Raw genomic sequence first — 22,387 nt, 5'->3', positions numbered from 1 at the left:
TTCTCGGTAACACTTGCCGTGTCCGCAAGTTTGGTTCTCGGTTTTGCCCCTGCCATTAACGCGGAATCCCAGACCCTTGAAGAAATGGCAATGGAAAAACGCAAGCAGCAGGACGAGGCGGCAGCTAAAGCGCAAAAGATAGCCGATGACAAGCGTAAAGCTAAAGCGGCGGCAGACGCAAAGAAGGCTGAAGAAAAGCGTAAGCAGCGCGAGGCTAAAGTGGCAGCGGAGGCGCTTGCAAAACAGCAAGCAGAGGCAGCAGCCATAGCCGAGCAGCGCAAAAAAGGCGAGTTCATCCGCCAGATTTCCCCGGAAATGGTTGCCATCAAGCAGGGCTGTTTCCAGATGGGGCAATCTGCTGCTGAAAAGCAGTGGCTGATCGAATCTGCGGGCCAGAAAATATATGATGAATTTTATGCTGATGAGCGCCAGCACAAGGTCTGCGTCGAACCCGGTTTTGAGATAGCCAGGTATGAGGTGACAGTTGGGCAGTTCCGGCGTTTCGTGGAGGCCACTGGCTATCGCACGGATGCCGAAAAGAATGTTGGTGGAGAAGAAGGGTGTTTTTCCTGGACGGGGAAAGATTTTGGTTGGGTCGGTGGGCGCAGTTGGCGTGACCCTGGCTTTGCCCAGACGGAGCAGCACCCCGTGGTTTGTGTGGGCTGGAATGATGCCAATGCTTATGTCGGCTGGCTAGGGGAGCAAACTGGCCGGGATTACCGTTTGCCGACTGAGGTCGAGTGGGAATATGCTGCCCGTGCAATGACTGAAACCACCCGTTACTGGGGGGATGACCCAGCCAATCAGGCTGTTTGCCGTTATGAGAATGTTGCTGATACGGCGTCTATTGCCAAATATCCATTTGCAAGCTCTTTTTCCTGCAATGATGGTTACGCAGAGACCAGTCCGGTAGGCCGCTTTTCAGCCAATGCCTACGGTCTGCATGACATGTTGGGTAATGTCTCGGAGTGGACATGTTCTGCCTACACGGCTGCTTACAATGGCAGCGAACGGCAGTGTTCTAGGGGAAGTGGTTCCCTTGTGGTTCGCGGTGGTGCCTGGTACTGCTGGCGGGGTTTTGTACGTGCGGCCTCCCGCCTCAGGCCCGGACCAGCCGCCCGGGGCAGTTATGTGGGTTTTCGCGTTGCCAGGACGCCGTAGCGTAAGCGGAGGCTTACCCTTTTTCCTTTACCTTTTGTTGCCGAAACCTTTTGTGTTTGCACGTTATTGCGTCTTAAGGGAGGCTTCTCAGTGGTGTCTTATTCCCTCTCCCTCGGGGAGAGGGTTAGGGTGAGGGCTTCGCCGCGTAGCGGCGACGGAAAATTTTTCAATTTCAATTCAACTGCACCCGAGTTCCCCACGGTACTTGTGACCGTCCTTTCACCAGCCAGATCACTGGAAAATTCGGCTGCACTTTCGGGAAAAAACCCTGCGCATCCGTAAAGTACACCAGTATGTCCGGCTGCTGATCCTGCTGCTGTGTCCACTCGAACACCGGGCGGAAATCGGTGGAGCCACCCCCCGGCATGTCCTGCGGCAAAGTAGCTTCCTCCCACGGCTCGAAGCGGCGCGGGAAACCTTCAACTACCTCGGAATCACAAGCCAACAGGGTGACAGCAGCGCGCACTTGCCCCTTGATGGCGTTGATTTCCGACAGGCAAGCCTGCAATTCCTTGTCGGTGACGGAACCGCTCACGTCCAGCGCCACTACCGCGTTGATTTGGTGGCTCTTGAGGGTGGGGAAAATGGCCGGGTCGCCGCGCCGGGAGGACGGGCGGGTGTAACTGTAATCATCCCGTGCCACGGCGGTCATGTAGTGCGCCAGCAAGGTGCGCCACGGCAGGCGCGGTTGCAGCAATTCTTCCACCAAGCGTTTCATCACGCCACTGAGCTTGCCCGCCTGTTGCGCCTGCTGGGCTGCCCCGGCCAGACGCTGTTGCCATTGCACGCTGAGGTCGTCGGCTTCCTGCTGGCTCAGCGGCGGTGGGGGAGGCTCGCCACCGGCTGACTGTTCGTCGAATTCCTGCTGTTGGCCACTGCCCTTGGATGCTTCGCCTTGTTCCGGGGCGTTGCTGGAATCGGGTTCTGACTCTTTGGGGGGAGGTGGTTCTTCCTGTTTGTCACGGTTGTCCAGCGGGTTTTCGCTCTTGTCGCGGCTGCCTTCGGATGGGTCGGTTTCCTTGTCGTACAGGTGTTGATCCATCGTCTCGGTCATGTCGTTGTCGTCGAGGAGCGGGTAAATCTCCTCGGCGGACATGCCGACGTATTCCTTCATCATGATCATGCCGGGCGGTGGTTTCAGGCCATCTTCGAGCAGGATCGGGTTGATGGCATAGTCGCAGGCCAGATCCCAGCGGTGCTTGACGCGATGCTGGCGGCGGGCGAAATGCGACAGGGCGCAGTGCAGCGCTTCGTGGGCAAGGACAAATTGCGCCTCATCGGTACGCAGTTCCTGCACGTATTCGGGGTTGTAATAGAACTTGCGCGCATCCGTGCCGGTGGTCGGACACCAAGCAGGATTGGCAGCCTGTAACGGCAAGCGCAACACCAACGCCCCCAGGAATGGCTTGTCCAGGATCAGCTTGGTGCGGGCGGCAACCAGCTTGTTTTCGATGGCTTTGAGGTCAAGATCGGGCATGTTGTGCAGCATTCCAGATTCCGGGAAAGGTGCAATGGTAAGAGGATACAATCCAGTGGGCAAATTGGCTCGCCATCGCTGGCTAAATGGTATTTGCCGATGCTTTACTTAACAGCAGCTTGCGCAAGCATTGTCGTTAGGGGGATGGGCATAGTGACTTTTCCCGCTATTAATGGTGCAAGTTTGCCATTCATCGCCGTTGATGGCTTTCTGAATTCGTCGGCAATTTCGCACTTTGGTTTACACCCAATCCACCAGTCGGGGTGGACTTGGTTTCCCCATGATATAAGTTCTTGTGTATAGAGGATGTCATACGCCAGAGCCGGTTGCTGCTATCCTGGCAAGCAAATCCTGTGACTAAATCTGTGACCAGAAAAAGGTAAAAAATAACCAAAACGAAAAAGGGCTGAACCTGTTAAGATGCAACCCTTTGAATTCGATGGTGGCTATGACTAGATTCGAACTAGTGACCCCATCATTATGAGTGATGTGCTCTAACCAACTGAGCTACATAGCCAAGAGGCAGGCATAATAGTCGTTAGGGGTGGGGCTGTCAATGCTATTTTTACCAAAATTCAGAGGCTGTTAAGCTTATGCTGTTATACATTCACGGATTCAATTCTTCATCCCTGTCCGACAAGTCACAGGTACTGAAACACTGGTTGGAAAGCCGCAATCGTGCGCAGGAATGGCTCAGCCCTGACTTGCCAAACCGGCCTGCCGAAGCCATTGACCTGCTTGCCGGACTGATTGAATCCGCCCCCACCCCGCCCAAACTGATCGGCAGTTCCCTCGGCGGCTTCTATGCCACTCATCTGGTTGCCCGGTTTGGCCTCAAGGCCGCGCTGATCAACCCCGCAGTTCACCCCGCATTGCTGTTACGGCCACTGGCAGGAACCACTCAGCAATATTGGCACAGTGACGGCAGCTACCAATTTACCCAGGCGCATCTTGACGAACTCGACGCACTTGACCAGCTTGCCCCCGCCAACCCTGAAAACATGCTGCTTATGCTGGAAAATGGCGACAAAACCCTGGATTGGCGGGATGCAACCGCCTACTACCGCAAGTCCCACCAACTGGTATTCCAGGGCGGCAACCACGGCTTCACCCATTTTCACGATGTACTGGACTTGATCGACCGCTTCTAATCAAAACCTATACAAAACCAAGGTTATCCCTATAACCACACAGATATTTTGTTTTCTGGAAGTTTCCTGCATCCATCTTTAATAATACCTAGTACATATAAGGTACAAGTTATGCAAAAGGGATGGAGCGCACATGCACAGCAAACATATCGCCATCATTGGTTCCGGCATCACCGGCCTTGCCTCGGCTTGGCTACTCCATAAACAGCATCGGGTAACGCTGTTTGAAAAAAACACCTACATCGGTGGCCACACGCATACTATCGATGTACCGGAACAGGAATGCAGCATACCGGTCGATACCGGTTTCATCGTCTACAACGAGCGCAACTATCCTAATCTGGTCGGTTTGTTCGAGGAACTGGTAATCCCTACCCGCAACACCGACATGTCGTTTGCCTTTTCACTGAACAAGGGGGAGCTGGAATACGCCGGTTCCAGCGTCAACACCCTGTTTGCCCAGCGCAAAAACCTGTTCCGCCCACGCCACTGGAAACTGTTGGCGGAAATCCTGCGTTTCAACCGCGTTGCCCACCAGTTGCTGGATGCGCCTGCCCAGACCCACGGCCTGAGCCTGGGTCAAATGCTTGACAGTTACCATTTTTCCGCCGACATGCGTGAACACTACCTGCTACCGATGGGGGCAGCCATCTGGTCATGCCCGGTCGACACCATGCTGAAGTTTCCCGCGCTCAGCTTCCTCCGCTTTTTTGCCAATCACGGCCTGATCGACATCAGCAATCGCCCCCAGTGGAAAACGGTTTGCGGAGGAAGTTCTGTCTATGTGCGCAAGTTGTTGGCAGAGATGGAAGGCCAGATCACGCTCAAACCTGGCGCTATCCGGGTAGAACGCCAAGCCGATAGTGCCAGCGTGTTTGCCCATGAAGAAAAACACGACTTCGACGCCGTGATTTTCGCCTGCCACGCTGACCAGGCGTTGGCTTTGCTGGCACAGCCTGATGAAGCGGAACAACGCATTCTCGGCTGTTTCCGTTATGAGAAAAACCAGACCTATTTGCATACCGACACCCACCTGATGCCGCGTAACCGGCGGGTCTGGTCATCGTGGAATTACCTCGCCACTAGCCGACCTGAATCCCGCCAGCAAATGACAGCCACCTATTGGATGAACAATCTGCAAGGGCTGGATAGCAATACCCAATACCTCGTCACTCTCAATCCATATGAGTTGCCGCGTGACGCACACATCATTGCCGAAATGACTTACGAACACCCTGTTTTCGACCAGCAAGCGATGGATGCCCAGCCGCAACTGGCCAGCCTGCAAGGCAAAAACCGGGTATGGTTCTGCGGCAGTTATGCGCGTTACGGTTTCCACGAAGATGCACTGGCTTCCGCCGTGCAAGTGTGCCGTGATTTTGGCGTAACGCCGCCTTGGGTTAAGGTGCAGGAGCCGACTCCTCAGCCTGCACATTCGCTTGCGATAGCTGGGGCGGTGCGCGCATGAACACTGCCGCGCCTGCTTACGTCTTCCCTTCGACTGTCATGCACAGCAGGCGCTTTCCTGTGTGTTACCGCTTCAGTTATCGCGTTTTCAGTTTTCTGATTGACATTGACCGGTTGGGGGAAGTTAGCCGGAACACCTTGTTTTCCTTCAACCGGTTCAATGTCTTCAGCCTGCATCAGGCTGACCATGGCGCACGCGATGGTAGCCCTTGGCGACCCTGGGTCGAAGACATTTTGCAACAAAACGGCATTTCTTCTCCCGTAAGCAAAATCCAGCTGCTGTGTATGCCGCGTATATTCGGGTATGGGTTCAACCCGCTGAGCTTGTGGTTTTGCCACGCGGCTAACGGTGACTTGTTGGCGGTGATTTGCGAGGTGCGCAATACCTTCGGCGAGCACCACCATTATCTGCTGCATCAGCACGGTTCAGCGCTTGCCCCCATCGTGACTGGCAGCAAACAGAAAGTGTTCCACGTCTCGCCGTTTATTGGGATGCAGGCACGCTATGAGTTTTTCATCCATCAGCCGGGTGAAAAACTCAATGTGCTCATCCACGAATACGAGGGTGACGAGCTGATGCTGGTCGCCAGCCAGCAAGGCATCCGCCAGCCGTTTTCCACCGGCGTACTGCTGCGCCAGTTCCTGAGCATCCCGTTTGTCACGCTGAAAGTCATGGCGCTGATCCACTGGCAAGCGCTAAAAATCTGGCTTAAAGGTGCGAAATTTTTCCGCAAGCCTAGACCACCGACCGAGGAGATTACCTGATGAGCATGGAAAATACCCTGCCCCAACCGCTTGTCCTGCAACTGGCGCAACTGCCCACTTTCAAGCGCTGGCTGATTGCGACCCTGGCGCGTATCCAGCACGGCAGGCTCAGCATTCATCTGGACGGGGAAAGCTACATTGTCGGGCATTCCGATGAACTGCACGCCAGCATCCACATTCATCACCCCCTGAGGTTGGCGCTGAAATGCCTGGGCAAGGGCGACCTTGGTTTTGGGGAGGCCTACCTCGCAGGCGATTGGTCAAGCGACAAGCCTGCCGATTTGCTGACCTTGCTGCTGCGTAACTGGGAACAGTTCGGCAATACCCTCGACAACCGCAAATTGCTGCGCAAGCCCGCCAACTGGTTCCACCAGCTGCGCCGCAACAGCATCCGCAACAGCCGCAAGAACATTGCCCATCACTACGACATGGGCAATGATTTCTACCGCGAATGGCTGGATGCAAGCATGACCTATTCCGCCGCCCTCTACACCCAGCCCGGCATGACGCTGAAGCAGGCGCAACAGGCCAAATACCAGCGCATCCTCGACGAACTGGGGGCAAAACCGGGGCAGGCAATCCTCGAAATCGGCTGCGGCTGGGGCGGTTTTGCGGCAATGGCAGCGCAAGCAGGCTGCAAGGTGCATGGCGTCACCCTTTCCCACGAACAACTGGCCTGGGCGCAACAACGACTGCAAGGTTTCGGCACGCAGACCCGCATGGAACTGCGCGATTACCGCCACATCGAAGGCGCTTACGACCACATCGTTTCCATCGAAATGTTTGAAGCGGTCGGACGGGAATACTGGGAAACCTATTTCCATGCACTGGAAAAGCACCTGAAACCGGGTGGCCGCGCTGTGCTGCAAATCATCACCATCGGCGATGAATGGTTTGATACTTACTGTTCCCGTGCCGATTACATCCAGCGCTACATCTTCCCCGGCGGCATGTTACCTTGCCCCGCACAGCTCGACCGGCTGGTGGCGGGCAGCAACCTTAAGCAAATCAACCGTATTGGCTTTGGGCAGGATTATGCCCGTACACTGGCGGAATGGGATGCGCGCTTCCGTGCCGCCCTGCCTGCACTGCGGCCACTGGGTTATGACCAACGCTTTGAGCGCTTGTGGCGTTACTACCTGGCCTATTGCGAAGCAGGCTTCAACGAAGGGCGCATTGACGTGATCCAGTTGACCTTGGAGAAACCTCGCTTGTGAAAACCGCCTACTATCGCCAATTGCTGTTCTACGGTTTGCCGGGCTTGCCGCTGGCGATGCTGGGCTTGCCACTATACGTCTATCTACCGACATTTTATGCGCAGGATCTGGGTTTGCCGTTGACGGTGGTTGGCATCGCCCTGCTGGCGGCGCGCGCGCTGGATGTTTTCACCGACCCGCTGATTGGTTGGGCCAACGACAAGCTGCACAGCCGTCTTGGGCGGCGCAAGTTGTTCATGCTGCTGGGCGCGCCCTTGCTGCTGACCGGTATCGAATACCTGCTACGCCCAAGTGGTACAGTTGATGCTTACTACCTGTTCATCTGGTCAAGCATTACTTATCTGGGCTGGACACTGATCAACGTGCCGTGGCAGGCATGGGGCGCGGAAATGACCCGCGATTACCACGGCAAAAGCGCGCTGGCCGCCAGCCGCGAAGTGTTCGCGATTATTGGCACCGTGTTGGTGGTTACCTTGCCCTTCCTGCTGGGAACCAATGAGCAAGCCGCTGCTACGCTGGGAACCCTGGCTACCGCTATTTGGTTCCTGTTGCCTTTATCCCTCGTCCCTGCCTTGTTGTGGCTGGTGGAACGCCGCCACAACCGCTGGTTCGCGCACTTGCGCAAGGTGGGCAGCATTCTCTCAGCACATCCCGCGATACGCCAGTTGCTGCCCGCTTACTTTGTTAACAGTTTAGCCAACGCCCTGCCTGCCACCTTGTTCATCCTGTTTGTTACCCATGTGTTGCAAGCCCCTGAACAGGCAGGAATGGTGCTGATGGCCTATTTCCTTAGCGGTGTTCTTGGTCTGCCGCTGTGGTTGTGGTTTGCCAGACACATCGACAAGAGTCGGGCATGGGTGTTGGCGCTTGGGTTGTCAGTGCTGGGGTTCGTGTGGGTTCCGTGGCTGGGTGCGGGTGATCTGTACTGGTTTTTCGGCATCTGTGTGATTAGTGGGCTGGCGCTGGGGGCGGATGTCGCTTTGCCCGCCTCCATGCAGGCCGATATTGCCCAGCAGATGCAGCATCAGGGCAGCCCTAATACCGGCTTGCTGTTTGGCCTGTGGGGCTTGCTGACCAAACTGGCCTTGGCGCTGGCGGTCGGTATTGCGTTCCCGCTGCTGGAATGGGCTGGGTTCAGGGCAGACGCAACCGAACAGTCTTCTGAAGCCTTGTGGGCGCTGGCGCTACTTTACGCCGGCTTGCCGGTGTTGCTGAAAGGTTGGGTGATCTGGCGCATGTGGCGCTTCCCGTTCAGTGAAGTCGACTTCCGTGATTATTGGGAGATGAGTTATGCGAATTCGCTCTATTCTGCTTACCCTTCTGCTCTTCATGGCCGGGTGCAGCAGCATGAAGATTGAGGATTATTCATGAAAAGATTCCTCAAACCCATTATGGCTACCATCCTGTGCGCGCCCCTGGCCGCGTTCGCCAATATTCCCGCTGGGCTGAAAACCGTGGGTCAGGGTGAAGCCTTCTACCTCGGGGTCATCAAGGTTTACGATGCCCAGTTATCTGTCAGCGCCAATGCCAGCCGTACAACTGTTCTGGATGCCAGTGTTTCACGCTGCCTGAAACTGGATTATGTCGTGGAGCTGACAGCAGACAAATTTGCGCTGGCTGCCGATACCATCCTCAAACGCCAGCACGACGCGGCGACGCTGGCGCGTTTCCAGCCGCAAATCAGCCAATGGCATGACGCTTATCAGGATGTGCAGCCGGGTGATGTTTACCGGATGTGTTACGACGCCAGCACGCAAATGACCAGCCTGTTGCTGAACGGCAAAGTTGGCACGAACGTGAAATCGGCAGAGTTTGCTTCCTTGTACTTCGGCATTTGGCTAGGTGAAAAGCAGCCTATCGCGCAGTCACTACGCTCGAACCTGCTACGGGAGCTATGAGGCAGACAGCTGGCCGCGCAGCCAGCGCATCAGCCAGCCCAGCAGCGGTAATTTGCTGTAGATATGTTCCGCCGGATCCCAGTAATCCACGTGTTCCACCGCCAGCCCGGCCAGGTTGAAGCGGACGACACTGACACCGGGAATTTCCCAGGCCACCCCCTTGAGTGTCTGGAAATGGTAGTCCCAACGGATGAACAGCCTGTCGCCATGCAAGGCATGTTCCCGTATCACAAAATGTGGCTCGCGGGTGGTGGCATACATGTGGGCAAAAATCCGGGTAATGGCATCCACTCCGCGTACATCGTTGAAGGGGTCTTTAAAACGCGCATCCGGGGCAAAAATGCTGGCCAGCCGTTCCAGGCCATCCGCTTGCAGATTGGCAAACGTATCCAGATAGCGCCTGACATGTTCCATCACACAGCCCTGCGGGTTAGGTTGAAATACAGCCAGTACGGCAACATGCGCAGCAGTTTCATCAACCAGGCGAAACGTTTGGGGAATACAATTTCAAAATGATCCTTGTCCAGTTCACGTATGATGGCGCGGGCTGCTGTATCCGCCTCGATCAGGAAGGGCATTTTGAAGGTATTTTGGTCGGTCAGCGGCGTGCGCACGAAACCGGGGTTGATGACACGTAGCAACACACCACGCGCTTTCAGTTCCAGATGCAATGATTCCGCCAGATTGATCACCGCAGCCTTGCTGGCGCTGTAGGGGGCGGATTTGGGCAGGCCACGATACCCGGCGATGCTGGCGGTCAGCAGGATTTGCCCGCGCCCACGCGCCAGCATCGCTGGCAGGATGGCATCCAGCCCGTTGACCATCCCCATGTAATTGACTTCACACAGCTTGCGGAACAGGCCGATGTTGAAATCCGCCAGTGGCATCGGCGTATAGTCACCCGCATTCAACAGGCACAAATCAATGTTACCCAATTCGTGGGTGATAAACTCCACCGCGTCATGCAGGCTGTGTAGATCTGTCACATCCACAGGGTAGGGGTGCAAGGCGGCGGCTTGTGCCTGCATGGCTTGCAAGGCATCCAGACGGCGGGCGCTGATGGCAACTTGCCAACCTGCTTGCGCCAACTGGAAGGCCAATGCCCGGCCTATGCCGGAACTAGCTCCCACCAGCCACGCGATTTGCTGTTTTGCGCCATTTTGCATCAGGAATTAATCTGCTTGGAATCATTCCCGTTAGTATTCAGCAATTTGACAAGACTTGTACAGAAACCTCAGTCTGAAAGCGGTTAGGCCACGACATCGCCAACCGCCACGCCTGATGCACCCAGCAGCAGGGCGACAATGATGGTCAGATGCAGACGCATCCTGCCATAGCCCGGCGCAAGCTTGCGGAACAGCAGGACGGAATCGGCGAAATAGGCGAACACGATCAGCGCCGCCAGTACATACAGGGTGAGATGGGTTGGCAGCAGCAGGGAAAACCAGGCCACCAAGGTTGGAATCACGCTGAACAGCAGCAGCTTGCCGAGTTCGCTTTCCTCCAACCGATCCTGCATACCCAGCGCCACACCCCAGTGCACCGCGCCGATGAAACTCAATACCACAGCGGCATACGCAGCCAGCCACCAGCCCAACTTGCCGTCGCCCGGCAGGGGTACGGAAATGTCCAGCAACAGCGCCATGGTCAGCGCAAAGAAGGGTATCAACCCGCCGTACCCCAGCCACCATATGATGTTGGGCAATTGTTTGACGGGGTGTTGTTTCATGGCATGTTTCATCGGGTTCCTCTCTTGGCATCCTGCGGTAACCCCATTTTCCCATTGATGCAAGCGGAAAAGTAACAACATGCATCATGAAACCCTGATATTTACGGCAAATTCAGTGGCCAAGGGCAACAGCCGTGAGATGAAGTTGTCCGCGAAAGCCGTACTAACCGTTCGGCCTTTACCCGGGAAGCCCTGCGTAAGGCGATAGCCCAATACCGACAACGCCAGTTGGTGGAAAAGCACCGTGCCGGTTACATGCGCTACCCGGTCACTCTCGATGAATTCCCGGTCTGGGAAGGCGAACAGGCATGGGGTGATGAATGAAACGCGGTGAAATACGCTGGTATACCTTCAGTTTTGCCTTGGGCATGAACAGCTTTTTGGTCGGCTTATCCGGCTAATCTTGCTCCACCCTCACGGCAAATAATAAAACATTGGCAACAACACACTATAAGCCAGCCACATGATCAAGGTCAGCGGCAGCCCCACCCGCACAAAATCCATAAACCGGTAATTCCCCGCCGCCATGATCAGCAGGTTGGTTTTGTAGGCCATCGGTGTCATGTAGCTCATGTTCGCGCCGAACAGTACCGCGACCACGAAGGCTTCCGGGCTGAGTTGCAATTCGTTGGCAATGTTGATCGCAATCGGCGTACCAATGACGGCGGCGGCATTGTTGGAAACCACATTGGTGAGGATGGCCATCAGCAACAACAGCCCACTGATAATGACCGGCGGCGAAGCCCCCGCTGTCACGTGCAGGAATTGCATGGCCAGGAATTCGCTACCCCCCGTCACACTCAGGGCATGGCCCAGCGCCAGGCTGGACACCACGATCATGATCACCGGAATGCTCAGCGCATGGGTCACATCGCTCCAGTCGATGCAACGGGCCAGGATCATCAGCAGCACCCCGGTTACTGAACTCACCGCAATCGGCATGACCTTCAACGCGGGCAGCAGGATAATCAGGAACATGATCAGCAATGCCAGCGGAATCTTCTTCGAGTGCGGCAGGTCAGTCTTGCCCGCCAGCACGAAAAAGTCCTCCATCAGCTTCAGGCCGTTGATGTGTTCGCTGCGCCCCTGCACCAGCAGGATGTCACCCAGCCGCAGCGTCAGGTTGCCCAACCCGTCCGGCATGGAACGGATCAGATGCCCGTCACGATGAATGCCCAAAGCCACCAAGTGGTAGTTTTCGACAAAACTCACCGTCTGCAAGGTTTGGCCCAGTAATGGTGAACGCTGGTGGATGAGGATTTCCGCCAGTTGTTGCTTGCCTTCCGAAACATGCTCATGCCCACCAAATGCCGGGTCTACCGGATGTAAACCAGCGCCCAGTAACAGCTCGATGCGTTTCAGGCATTCCGGCGTATCATGCACCAGCAGGCGGTCGTCGGCCTTGATGAGGGTATCGGGCAGGGGCGTGATGCCTTCGTGCGCGCTGCGGCGGATGATGCTGATGCGCAGCTCGCCGTCAGTTTTGTCGATGACTTCCTGCACCGGCTTGCCATCAGCAAAGCTGCCGGGCGGAATGTGCAGGTGCGCTGTGTAGATGCGGTTGACGGTATGGGCGGCATTCACCGCTTGTTGGGGTAACATGCGGGGTGCAACCAGCCACAGGAACGCCATGCCGAAACTGCCTGCAATGAGGGCGGGCAGGGCGAAGTCAAACATGTCAAACCGGCTCATGCCCATTTCCGCCGCCACGCTCACCACCAGCAGGTTGGTGGAGGTACCAATGGTCGTGCCCATGCCACCCAGCAAGGTCGCAAAACCCATCGGCATCAGCATCCCGCTGGGTGAGCTTTGGGTACGCGCTGCCACATTTAGCAGGATCGGGATCAGCAGCACCACAATTGGCGTGTTGTTGATGAAAGCGCTCAATAAGGCGGAAATCAGCAGCGTCGCCAGCAACGACAGTGCCGGGTGCTTGCCCCACAATTTGGCCAGCACCAAACCGAGCGGCTCCAGCGCCCCGGTACGCACCAGCCCTTGCCCCGCCACCATCAGGGCGCAGACAGCCACCAGTGCCTCATGGCCGAAGCCGTAGAAGAAATCGACCGGCTCAACCATACCTTCTGCGCTTTCATAGGGGAATAGCTCAAACCCGACTACCAACACCGTCAGGATCAGCAGGCAGGATGTTGCCAGCGGTATTTTTTCGCGGCTGAACAGGAACAGGGCGAAGGCGGTCAGCAGCAATACGGCAATGGTATGGTTATCTGGCGTCATGGCATCCCCCTGGTGTAGTTTTGCCCCTTCTTAAAGATAGGCAGGAAACGCCTGTTTGCAACAAATCTTCCCGCTTACGGGAGGTTTGTTGATGGCTGCTTGCAGGTGTGGCTTAGCGATGGCTGAGCCTGTCCATCACCGCATACAGCACCCCGGAAACAACGAAGGTCATGTGGATGCCAACCATCCACGCCATGTGCCTGTCGCTCAGGTTGTCAACATTCATGAAGGCTTTCAGCAATTCGATCCCGGAAATAGCGACGATGGAGCCGATCAGCTTGATTTTAAGGTCGCTGAAGCCGATATGCCCCATCCATTCCGGGCGATCCTGATGGCCGTGCAGGTCATCCATTTTGGAAACAAAGTTTTCGTAGCTGCTGAGGATGATGATGATCAGCAGGCTCATGACCAGCGCGATATCCACCAATGACAAGACGCCGATGATGATTTCCGCGTCGGTAGCATTGCCGAGCTTGCTCAGCAATAGCCAAACCTGCTTGCCAAACTTGAATAGCAAGATGCCCATCGCGACGACCAGCCCCAGGTAGACAGGAGCCAATAGCCAGCGGCTGTTGAACAAGAGGTGTTCAAAAGCATTTTCAATTTTTTTCATGTATGAATGCCCACGGTGTTAAAGAATGGGCGCAAGCATAGGTGCAGAAACGGTCAGCGGCAAGATACCCCTACTGGCATAATCCATGCCTGCCAAGGGGTAGGGCGCAGGCAGCCGTTTACACCCCCAACACGTCCAGTTCCGTCAATGGCCAGCGTGGGCGGGCGTTGATCACGGCTTCCTCCCTTGCCCCTGCCAGTAAGCGCAGCGCCCCGGCATACGCAATCATTGCCCCGTTGTCGGTGCAAAATGCCAACCGTGGGAAAAACACTTCCGCTTCCAGTTCCGCCAGCCGCGCCCGCAAGCGCCGGTTCGCGCCTACGCCGCCAGCCACGACCAGCCGTTTCCTGCCCATGTGTTCCAGCGCCCGGCGACACTTGATGAACAGCGTATCCACCACTGCTTCCTCAAACGCGCGTGCAATATCGGCCTTGTCCTGCCCTGTCTGGCCGGAATTCTGCCAGGTTGTCAGCGAAAACGTTTTCAGCCCGCTGAAACTGAAATCACAGCCCGGACGATCCACCATCGGGCGTGGAAAGCGGTAAATGCCTTCGCGCCCTTGTTCCGCCAGTTTTGCCAGCAGTGGCCCGCCGGGGTAATCCAGCCCCATCAGTTTAGCCGTTTTGTCAAATGCTTCCCCGGCGGCGTCGTCCACGCTTTCGCCCAGGATGTGGTATTCGCCTATTTGTGGCACATCCACCAGCATGGTGTGCCCACCCGACACCAGCAGGGCTACGAATGGCAGTTCCGGCGGATTTTCTTCCAGCATTGGCGCGAGCAAATGCCCTTCCATGTGGTGTACGCCCACGGCGGGAATCCCCAAGCCCCACGCCATTGAGCGCGCGATCGAAGCCCCCGTCATCAGTGCCCCGATCAGCCCCGGCCCTGCGGTATAGGCAATGCCTTCAATGTTGGCCATGCCAAGGTTTGCATCCGCCAGCGCCTCGCGCAGCAGTGGTAGCACACGGCGGATATGGTCGCGTGAAGCCAGTTCCGGCACTACGCCGCCGTATTCGGCGTGCATGGCGATCTGGCTGAACAAACGGTGTGCCAGCAGACCCTTGTCTGTGTCATAAATGGCGACGCCGGTTTCGTCACAGGAGGTTTCAATTCCAAGTACGCGCATGATGCCCTTCCGGGTTAATACAGGATGAACGGCAGTATATATGTTAGAGTCTCGCCATGACAAAACAAGGTGGATATTGAAAATGCGATTATTCCTGACCCAATTACTGGCCATCCTGCTGCTGGCGCAGGCTCCCGCAATCTGGGCAAAAGACCGGTTGATCATCCTGGCCGGGCAATCCAACATGATGGGGCGTGGCAAGGTTAACGACCTGCCTGCTACCTACAAAACTACGCCAGCCAACGTGACGTTTTTCTATCAGGGGCGTGAACACCCTCTGGCGAAGTTTGCCTGGTTCGGCCCTGAGGTCAGCTTTGCCCACGACGTGGCGCGCGCTTTTCCCAATGACCATATTATCCTGGTCAAGCAGGCCGCTTCCGGCAGCCTGATCCAGCAATGGCAGCCAGGGCAGGGGCTTTACAAGGCGCTGTTGCGTCAGGTCGGTTTCGCGACGGATGCGGAGGAAAATGGCAAGGTCGACGCAATCCTGTGGATGCAAGGGGAAAGCGACGCCCGCAGTGCGCCGGATGTCGCCAACCAGTATGGTAGCCGTTTTGCGACACTGGTGAGCAGTCTGCGCAAGGATTTGCAATCGCCCGACAGTCTGTTCATTTACGGCCAGGTCAGTCTGGAACACCCCGAACATAATGACACCATCGAGTCAGTACGCAGCCAGCAAAAGTCTGCGCAAAGCCAGCTCGCCAACGCCTTGATGATACCTACTGACAATCTGGGCAAGCTGGATGATGGTATCCATTTCAACGCCGCAGGCCAGATGGAACTGGGTAAACGTTTCGCCAAGGCGTATATCCAGCGCCGTCAGTAGCCATAAAAAAGGGAGTGCCATTGCACTCCCTTCAACTCCGTTATTGATGCTATTGGATCGGAGGAGGATGTTGTTATTCAGCCATATTACTTGAGGTCGTCAGCCGTCAGCGGCTTCAGGTCAGCAGCAGCTTTGGCGGATGCTGCGCGCATCTCTTGTGGCAGGGGTATCAGACCCTTGTCAGACAGGTAGCCATCATCGCCCCAAGCAGCATCGCTGGTGAATTCAGCAACAAACTCCTTGATGCCCTTGACCTGATCAACGTGAGCGTTTTTCACGTAGAAGAACAGTGGGCGTGAAACCGGGTAGCTGCCGTCAGCGATGGTTTCAAAGGTGGGTACAACGCCGTCAATCTTGGAGCCTTTTACCTTGTCGGTATTCTGTTCTAGGAAGCTGTAACCGAAGATGCCGAGTGCATCAGGGTTGGCTTCCAGTTTCTGTACGATCAGGTTGTCATTTTCACCAGCTTCGACGTAAGCGCCATCTTCACGGACAGTCATGCAGGCAGCCTTATGCTCTTTTTCCTTGGCTTTGGCGTCATCTTCCTTGCCTTCTTCTTTCAGTTTTTTGGATTCGGCCTTGATGGCGTCGATCGCTTCGATGCCTTCACAGCCTTTTTCCATCACCAGTTCAGCGAAAGCGTCACGAGTGCCGGAGGTGGGTGGCGGGCCGAGGACTTCGATCTTGGTGTCGGGCAGCTTGTCGTTGACTTCTTTCCAGGTCTTATTAGGGTTGTCAACCAGTTTGCCGTCAGCGCCAGGCACCTGCTTGGCCAGTGCCATGAACAGATCCTTGTCGGTGAGGTCAAATTCAGGTGCGGATTTGGCGTTGGCGATAGCAATACCGTCGAAACCGATCTTGACTTCCGTTACCGCGTCAACGCCGTTTTTACCACAGGTCTCCAGCTCGCTGGATTTCATGCGGCGGGAAGCATTGGTGATGTCCGGGGTGTCAACGCCAGCGCCTTCGCAGAACATTTTGAAGCCGCCGCCAGAACCAGTGGACTCAACTTTAGGAGCAGCGTTGCCGGTTTTCTTGCTGTACTGCTCGGCAACAGTGGTGGAGAAAGGGTAAACGGTGGAAGAACCAACGATTTCGATGTTGTCACGTGCGTATGCCGCAGTCGCGGACAGCGCCAGACCAGCAGCAATCGCCAGGGCAATTTTCTTCATTATGAAAGTCTCCAAAGTTGTAAATTCAGTCTTCAGTCAATGTCAGTATTGAACTGCTGTGTACTGTAAGCGGCCTATATGACAGCTTTGTGACAAACAGAAAAAAATTGCGTTGCGTGCTTCCGCCAGCGACGATATGTCAGTAATCTCATCAGTGCTGTTAAAAAGGAGAATAAAATGAAGCTATTACGCCGTGTTTTCCGTTTGTTTCGACTGAGTTTGCATATTCTGACCGGGGTGATGTTAACGGCGCTGATGGCCGGAATCCTGCGTATATCGTTCAACAAACCGTTTTACCAACGCCTGATCAGCTGGTGGTTGAGCGGGGTGGCACGGAGAGTGGGCGTGCGCGTGACCCTATTTGGGGAACCTGCCGGGGACGGTGTGCTGATGGTCGCCAACCACATTTCCTGGCTAGATATTGCCTTGCTGGGTGGGTATGCGCGACCACGCTTCCTTTCCAAGCAGGAGGTACGGCACTGGCCGGTGATTGGCTGGCTGGCGGATAAATCCGGCACACTGTTCATCACGCGTGGCAAGGCAGGCGCGGCGGCGCAGGCTTCCGCCACCATTTTGCAGGCATTGCAGGGGGGCAGGGCAGTGTTGCTGTTTCCGGAAGGCACTACCACCACCGGTAATGATGTGCGCACTTTCCACGCGCGGCTGCTGGCCCCGGCGCTGGATGTGGGCGTGCGGGTGCAGCCGGTGGCCTTGCGCTATCCGGGAAGTGATGGGCTAACCCATCCGCTGGTTCCTTACGTTGATCAGCAATCGCTGTGGGATAATCTGCAAGGTTTACTGGGGGAACAGGAAATCCGCGCGGAGATCCATTTTCTGCCTCCGCTGGAAACGGCAGGGCTGGATCGCAAGACGCTGGCTGCCCGTTGCGAACAGCAGGTAAGGGCGGTGGTGACGCAGCGCGGGGAGGGCTGATTTTACTTGCCGCTGGCGCATGTCTGGATTTTTGTGCGCCGCAACAGTAAGCTCTTGTTTTTGAGATAAGCAATGAGGTTGTGGCATGGCGCGTTGGGTACGTTTCGAAGCCGAAGGTTTAACCCGCTTTGGTGTATTAACGGAGGGCAGGATTAGGGAGTATGCCGGTAAGCTGTTCGGGGAAAACACTGTCACTGGGCGGGAATTTGCCCTTGATGGCGTGCGCCTGCTGATGCCTTGCGAGCCCTCCAAAATGATCGGTCTGTGGAATAATTTCCGGGAACGCGCTGTGCTGGAAAACCTGCACAAGCCGGAGCATCCGCTGTATTTCCTCAAGCCTGCCAACAGTTTTGCGGGAGAGGGTGACCCGATCACGCGTCCTGCCAACTATACTGGCATGGTGGTGTTTGAGGGTGAGCTTGGCATTGTGATTGGCAAACGCTGCCGGAATGTGGCGCTGGCAGACGCACCAGCCTCTATTTTCGGCTATACCTGCGTCAATGATGTGACTGCCCGCGATCGCTTGAAGCTTGACCCTGCCTTCGTCCACTGGAGCCGCGCCAAGGGTTCCGACAATTTTGGTGTGTTTGGCCCCTGTATTGCCACCGGTCTGGAACCGGAGGAACTGCGGGTGCGGGTGGGGCTTAATGGCGAGCAAAAGCAGGACTACCCGGTTGCCGACATGTTTTTTTCGCCGTATGAAATTGTTAGCCGCATTTCCCACGACATGACGCTGGAAGCGGGCGACGTGATCGCCTGCGGTACTTCGGTCGGTGTGTGCGGGATGGAGGATGGGGATACCGTAGTCGTCAGTATTGAAGGCGTTGGTAGCTTGACTAACCGGTTTGTCAGTATTTGAGCCACGCCTGTCACGGTTCAGGCATGTAAAAAAGGGGGCGTTCTGGGTTAAGATGTCGCCTTTTTCAAATTCCCACTCATGGAACAAGAGTTATGCTGGATCCAAAACGTTTAAGAACAGAACTGGGTGAAGTCGCTAGCCAGTTGGCGCGGCGCGGTTTCAAGCTGGATATCGACGGCATTCGTGCGCTGGAAGAGCGCCGCAAGGCGGTGCAAGTGGAAACCCAGAACCTGCAAAACGAGCGTAATTCCCGTTCCAAAAAGATCGGCCAGGCCAAGGCCAAAGGCGAAGACATCCAGCCGCTGCTGGCAGAAGTTACCGACCTGGGCGATAGCTTAAAGGTGAGGGAACAGGAACTCGCCAACCTGCAAGCTGAGCTGGATGCCATTGTCATGGGTATCCCCAATCTGCTGGACGCTTCCGTGCCGGATGGGGCGGATGAAAACGCCAACGTCGAAATCCGCCGCTGGGGTGAGCCTGCGCAACTCGATTTCGAGCCGAAAGACCACGTTGACCTCGGCCTACCCAATGGCTGGATGGATTTTGATGCCGGGGCGAAACTGACCGGTTCCCGCTTCGTGGTGATGCGCGGGGCGATGGCACGGATGCACCGGGCCTTGATCCAGTTCATGCTGGATACGCACACGGGTGAACATGGCTATACCGAGGTGTATACGCCGTATATGGTCAACGCCGACAGCCTGCGCGGCACTGGCCAGTTGCCCAAGTTCGAGGAAGACCTGTTCAAGCTCAGCAACGAGCAAGGCTATTACCTGATCCCGACCGCTGAAGTGCCGGTGACGAATCTGGCGCGTGACACTATCATCGATGCGGCTGATTTGCCGGTGAAGTATGCTTGCCATACGCCTTGCTTCCGTTCCGAAGCCGGTTCCTACGGCAAGGATACGCGCGGCCTGATCCGCCAGCACCAGTTTGAGAAGGTGGAAATGGTCAAGCTGGTGCGCCCGGAAGATTCCTGGGCGGAACTGGAAAGCCTGACCGCCAATGCCGAAGCCATCCTGCAAAAGCTGGGGTTGCCTTACCGGGTGATCGTGCTGTGCGCGGGGGATACCGGTTTTTCGTCTGCCAAGACCTACGACATTGAAGTATGGTTGCCGGGTCAGCAGAAATACCGTGAAATTTCTTCCTGCTCCAACTTCGTCGACTTCCAGGCGCGGCGCATGATGGCGCGTTACCGTAACCCTGAAACCGGCAAACCCGAATTGCTGCATACCCTGAATGGCTCTGGTTTAGCTGTGGGGCGTACTTTGGTGGCTGTGCTGGAAAACTATCAGGAGGCGGATGGGCGCATCCGGATACCAGAAGCGTTGCGTGGTTATATGGGCAATGCCGAGTATCTGGCGTAAGCTGGCGGGAAAAATAAATATTAGAAAGTAATGAATTACTGTTCCAACTTGATTACGCGCAATGTAAAGTGCGCCCGGTAGGGTATTATGCGGATTTTTCGTCATGTCCGACCATGCTCAGGTGTGGCGGGGTCTGCAACTCTTGAGCGATTGGATACTGCAAACACATGAGCATTGAACAAGTCATCGAACCGAAGTCATCCCTCCAGCCGCGTTCCGTGGAAGGCCGTTTCCGTAATATCAAGACCGGCATTCTGGTGGTTGCCTATGCGGCCTTTTTCCTGCTGCCATGGCTGCGCTGGGAACGCGCGGTAGGGCCGGATCAGGCGATCCTGTTCGATATTCCGGGCCGCCGTTACTACATGTTTGATCTGGTCATGCACGCGCAGGATATTTTCTGGCTGACGGCGTTGCTGTTCTTGGCGGCGGTGTTGCTGTTTTTCGTGACCACCCTGTTTGGGCGGGTGTTTTGCGGCTATTTCTGCTTCCAGACGTTGTGGACGGACGCTTTCCGCTTTATTGAAAAGTACATTCAGGGTGACCGGGTGGCACGGCTGCGTCTGGACAAACAGCCCTGGAATGCCGAGAAAATCCGCAAAAAAGGTCTGACCCATGCTTTGTGGCTGTTGCTGGCCTTGTGGACTGGCATCAGTTTTGCCTTGTACTGGGGTGATGCGTTTGAGTTGACCAAGGCATTTTTCACTGGGCAAGCACCCACTGCCATGTACGGCACAGCCATTATCCTGATGACAACCACGTATCTGACGGCGGGCTGGGCGAAAGAGTATGTGTGCCTGCACATGTGCCCGTATTCGCGTTTCCAGAGTGTGATGTTCGACCAGGACACCATGATCGTTTCTTACGATAAAAACCGTGGCGAAGGCTCTACCGGACGTATCAAGCCAGTCAAGGAAATGCGTGACCAGGGTAACCGGCAGGCGGCTGGTCATGGTGATTGTGTGGATTGCGGCTTGTGCGTACAAGTATGCCCAACCGGTATCGACATCCGTAACGGCTTGCAGATTGGTTGCATCCACTGTGCCCTGTGTATCGACGCTTGCGACGGCATCATGGACAAGCAGGGTTGGCAGCGTGGCCTGATCCGCTATACGTCTGAACATGCGCTGGAAGGCAAAAAGACCAAGGTCATCAAGTTGCGTACCCTGGGTTATGGCGCGGCAACCTTGCTGGCAACAGTTTATCTGGTGTGGAGCATCGCCAGCAGCAAGTTGCTGGAAGCGACCGCTGTACAAATCCGTAGCCCGCTGTTCGTCACCTTGTCGGATGGACGCATCCAGAACAGTTACGAAGTCAAGATCAACAACAAGACCATGGAAGCGGGGCGTTACACGCTGGCGGTTGAAAACCTGCCTAATGCCGAACTGGATTTGGGGCAAATCACTGATTTGAGCCTGAAACCGGATTCCAGTATGCGGGTACTGGCTAAAATCCGCTATACTGTGCCGCCGGGCGATACGCAGAAAAACCGCGAGTTCCAGTTCCGCTTGACGCCGGTGGAAGGCAAGGTAACGGAACCTGTGGTCATACCTTCACATTTTATTACGCCGTAAAGGTGATATGGAAAACCAGAATATTGCATTGACGCTGGGGGTGGGCGTGATTATCGCGTCCGCCCTGTTTTTTTTCCTGTTCAAGGTGTTGAAACGCCCGGTCAAGCTGGCAGCCTTGCTGACCATCTTGCTGACGCAGGCCATCTACATCCCGCTGGCGGCCCTGAACTGGGGGGGGCTGGATGTGTTCGCGATCCATTTCGCCTTCTACACCATGACTGCCGTGTTGCTAGGGGTCATTTTCAGTAACCGGGAAGCTTCCGGGGGGCGGTTCCATTGGGGGTTGGGCGTCATTATCGGCTTTTTCATGATCCTGGTGGTGGTGGATGCCACCATCATTACCCTGGCCAACAGCGGGGCGAGCGAGGGTTTCGTCAAGCGCTTCCTGCCGGAACCCCAGCGGCAAAGCGCCAAGAATGTCTCCTCGGCATTTCCGGGTACGGTATCCAATGATTTCCAGAAGCAATACGAACTCTACAACCATCACATGACACAGCTCCAGACCCAGCAGGAACGGGGCTGGCAAGTGGCTGATGGCTGGTTGGAAAAGCCACAGTTGGGGCGCGCAAGCATGTTCCGCCTACATGTCACTGACAAGGCAGGCCAGGCTGTGACCGGTGCCAAAGTGGAAGTGACTTTCCTGCGACCGGCCAACAAGGCGCTGGATGTGAGTTTCCAGTTGATGGAATCTGCCCCCGGTTATTACGGCAAGCCGCTGCAATTGCAGGCTCCCGGCTTGTGGTCGATGGTGATTACGGTGGCACGCGGGGAGGAAGTGCATGAAGTCAAGGGCGAAACCTGGATTGAGGATAACCCGTAA

At 55.9% G+C, this 22,387-nt stretch carries 21 protein-coding genes and 1 tRNA gene; 13 read left to right on the top strand and 9 right to left on the bottom strand.

The window, feature by feature from the left end:
- The first annotated feature begins 18 nt into the window (after positions 1-18).
- Positions 19-1,161: a formylglycine-generating enzyme family protein gene (locus THINI_RS23095; RefSeq protein WP_050987989.1), complete on the top strand. Its 1,143-nt coding sequence runs from the start codon at positions 19-21 to the stop codon at positions 1,159-1,161.
- Between the two features lie 172 nt (positions 1,162-1,333).
- Here THINI_RS23095 and THINI_RS03125 read toward each other — a convergent pair whose 3' ends face one another.
- On the bottom strand, positions 1,334-2,650 hold the full coding sequence (locus THINI_RS03125; protein ID WP_002707207.1) for a vWA domain-containing protein: 1,317 nt from the start codon (positions 2,648-2,650) through the stop codon (positions 1,334-1,336).
- A 428-nt stretch (positions 2,651-3,078) separates the two neighbouring features.
- Positions 3,079-3,155 (bottom strand) — tRNA-Met (locus THINI_RS03120).
- Between the two features lie 76 nt (positions 3,156-3,231).
- On the opposite strand from THINI_RS03120, the gene THINI_RS03115 reads away from it, so the two are divergent.
- The 6 genes from THINI_RS03115 to THINI_RS03090 all read left to right on the top strand — a co-directional run bounded on the left by THINI_RS03115 (position 3,232) and on the right by THINI_RS03090 (position 9,136).
- Positions 3,232-3,789, top strand: coding sequence for a YqiA/YcfP family alpha/beta fold hydrolase (locus tag THINI_RS03115; protein ID WP_002707206.1), 558 nt, complete (start codon positions 3,232-3,234; stop codon positions 3,787-3,789).
- A 133-nt stretch (positions 3,790-3,922) separates the two neighbouring features.
- The gene (locus tag THINI_RS03110; RefSeq protein ID WP_002707205.1) at positions 3,923-5,257 is read left to right on the top strand and encodes an NAD(P)/FAD-dependent oxidoreductase; all 1,335 of its coding nucleotides are present in this window, start codon (positions 3,923-3,925) and stop codon (positions 5,255-5,257) included.
- Positions 5,254-6,021, top strand: coding sequence for a DUF1365 domain-containing protein (locus THINI_RS03105; RefSeq protein WP_002707204.1), 768 nt, complete (start codon positions 5,254-5,256; stop codon positions 6,019-6,021). The genes THINI_RS03110 and THINI_RS03105 overlap by 4 nt, the downstream gene beginning before the upstream one ends.
- Complete coding sequence (locus THINI_RS03100; RefSeq protein ID WP_002707203.1) at positions 6,021-7,238, top strand: SAM-dependent methyltransferase; 1,218 nt, start codon at positions 6,021-6,023, stop codon at positions 7,236-7,238. Before THINI_RS03105 ends, THINI_RS03100 begins: the two co-directional genes overlap by 1 nt.
- Complete coding sequence (locus tag THINI_RS03095; RefSeq protein ID WP_002707202.1) at positions 7,235-8,596, top strand: MFS transporter; 1,362 nt, start codon at positions 7,235-7,237, stop codon at positions 8,594-8,596. Before THINI_RS03100 ends, THINI_RS03095 begins: the two co-directional genes overlap by 4 nt.
- Positions 8,597-8,605: 9 nt before the next feature.
- Entirely contained in the window at positions 8,606-9,136 is a 531-nt protein-coding gene (locus tag THINI_RS03090) for a chalcone isomerase family protein (RefSeq protein WP_002707201.1), read from the top strand.
- On the opposite strand, the gene THINI_RS03085 is transcribed toward THINI_RS03090, so the two are convergent.
- The 6 genes from THINI_RS03085 to tsaD form a co-directional block, all read right to left on the bottom strand.
- Complete coding sequence (locus THINI_RS03085) at positions 9,131-9,550, bottom strand: nuclear transport factor 2 family protein (protein ID WP_002707200.1); 420 nt, start codon at positions 9,548-9,550, stop codon at positions 9,131-9,133. The two genes, THINI_RS03090 and THINI_RS03085, sit on opposite strands and share 6 nt — an antisense overlap.
- The gene (locus THINI_RS03080; protein WP_002707199.1) at positions 9,550-10,302 is read right to left on the bottom strand and encodes an SDR family NAD(P)-dependent oxidoreductase; all 753 of its coding nucleotides are present in this window, start codon (positions 10,300-10,302) and stop codon (positions 9,550-9,552) included. Before THINI_RS03080 ends, THINI_RS03085 begins: the two co-directional genes overlap by 1 nt.
- 83 nt (positions 10,303-10,385) lie before the next feature.
- Positions 10,386-10,865 carry a DUF3429 domain-containing protein gene (locus tag THINI_RS03075; RefSeq protein ID WP_245536569.1) on the bottom strand — a complete coding sequence of 160 codons (480 nt, stop codon included), beginning with the start codon at positions 10,863-10,865 and terminating at the stop codon, positions 10,386-10,388.
- A 414-nt stretch (positions 10,866-11,279) separates the two neighbouring features.
- Positions 11,280-13,100 (bottom strand): SLC13 family permease, encoded by a 1,821-nt coding sequence (locus THINI_RS03065; protein WP_002707197.1) that lies wholly within the window; start codon positions 13,098-13,100, stop codon positions 11,280-11,282.
- A gap of 112 nt (positions 13,101-13,212) precedes the next feature.
- Positions 13,213-13,713, bottom strand: coding sequence for a TIGR00645 family protein (locus THINI_RS03060; protein WP_002707196.1), 501 nt, complete (start codon positions 13,711-13,713; stop codon positions 13,213-13,215).
- Between the two features lie 118 nt (positions 13,714-13,831).
- A complete protein-coding gene (tsaD, locus tag THINI_RS03055; RefSeq protein ID WP_002707195.1) occupies positions 13,832-14,839 on the bottom strand; it encodes a tRNA (adenosine(37)-N6)-threonylcarbamoyltransferase complex transferase subunit TsaD in 1,008 nt (335 codons plus the stop codon).
- Between the two features lie 82 nt (positions 14,840-14,921).
- Here tsaD and THINI_RS03050 point away from each other — a divergent pair, with 82 nt between their 5' ends.
- The gene (locus THINI_RS03050; RefSeq protein ID WP_002707194.1) at positions 14,922-15,665 is read left to right on the top strand and encodes a sialate O-acetylesterase; all 744 of its coding nucleotides are present in this window, start codon (positions 14,922-14,924) and stop codon (positions 15,663-15,665) included.
- 86 nt (positions 15,666-15,751) lie between these two features.
- Here THINI_RS03050 and THINI_RS03045 read toward each other — a convergent pair whose 3' ends face one another.
- A complete protein-coding gene (locus THINI_RS03045; RefSeq protein WP_002707193.1) occupies positions 15,752-16,837 on the bottom strand; it encodes a substrate-binding domain-containing protein in 1,086 nt (361 codons plus the stop codon).
- A 177-nt stretch (positions 16,838-17,014) separates the two neighbouring features.
- Here THINI_RS03045 and THINI_RS03040 point away from each other — a divergent pair, with 177 nt between their 5' ends.
- From THINI_RS03040 to THINI_RS03020, 5 genes are all read left to right on the top strand, one after another.
- On the top strand, positions 17,015-17,770 hold the full coding sequence (locus THINI_RS03040) for a lysophospholipid acyltransferase family protein (protein WP_002707192.1): 756 nt from the start codon (positions 17,015-17,017) through the stop codon (positions 17,768-17,770).
- 85 nt (positions 17,771-17,855) lie between these two features.
- Positions 17,856-18,629, top strand: a complete 774-nt coding sequence (locus tag THINI_RS03035; protein ID WP_002707191.1) for a fumarylacetoacetate hydrolase family protein — start codon at positions 17,856-17,858, stop codon at positions 18,627-18,629.
- 92 nt (positions 18,630-18,721) lie between these two features.
- Positions 18,722-19,996: a serine--tRNA ligase gene (gene serS, locus THINI_RS03030; RefSeq protein ID WP_002707190.1), complete on the top strand. Its 1,275-nt coding sequence runs from the start codon at positions 18,722-18,724 to the stop codon at positions 19,994-19,996.
- Positions 19,997-20,163: 167 nt separating this feature from the next.
- Positions 20,164-21,567, top strand: a complete 1,404-nt coding sequence (gene ccoG, locus THINI_RS03025; protein WP_002707189.1) for a cytochrome c oxidase accessory protein CcoG — start codon at positions 20,164-20,166, stop codon at positions 21,565-21,567.
- 7 nt (positions 21,568-21,574) lie between these two features.
- The gene (locus THINI_RS03020) at positions 21,575-22,387 is read left to right on the top strand and encodes a FixH family protein (RefSeq protein WP_002707188.1); all 813 of its coding nucleotides are present in this window, start codon (positions 21,575-21,577) and stop codon (positions 22,385-22,387) included.

Origin of the sequence: Thiothrix nivea DSM 5205 (genome assembly GCF_000260135.1) — a bacterium.
GTDB classification, from domain to species: Bacteria; Pseudomonadota; Gammaproteobacteria; order Thiotrichales; family Thiotrichaceae; genus Thiothrix; species Thiothrix nivea.
Note: the sequence above shows the minus strand (reverse complement) of the source record. Positions and strands in the feature narration are given on the sequence as shown.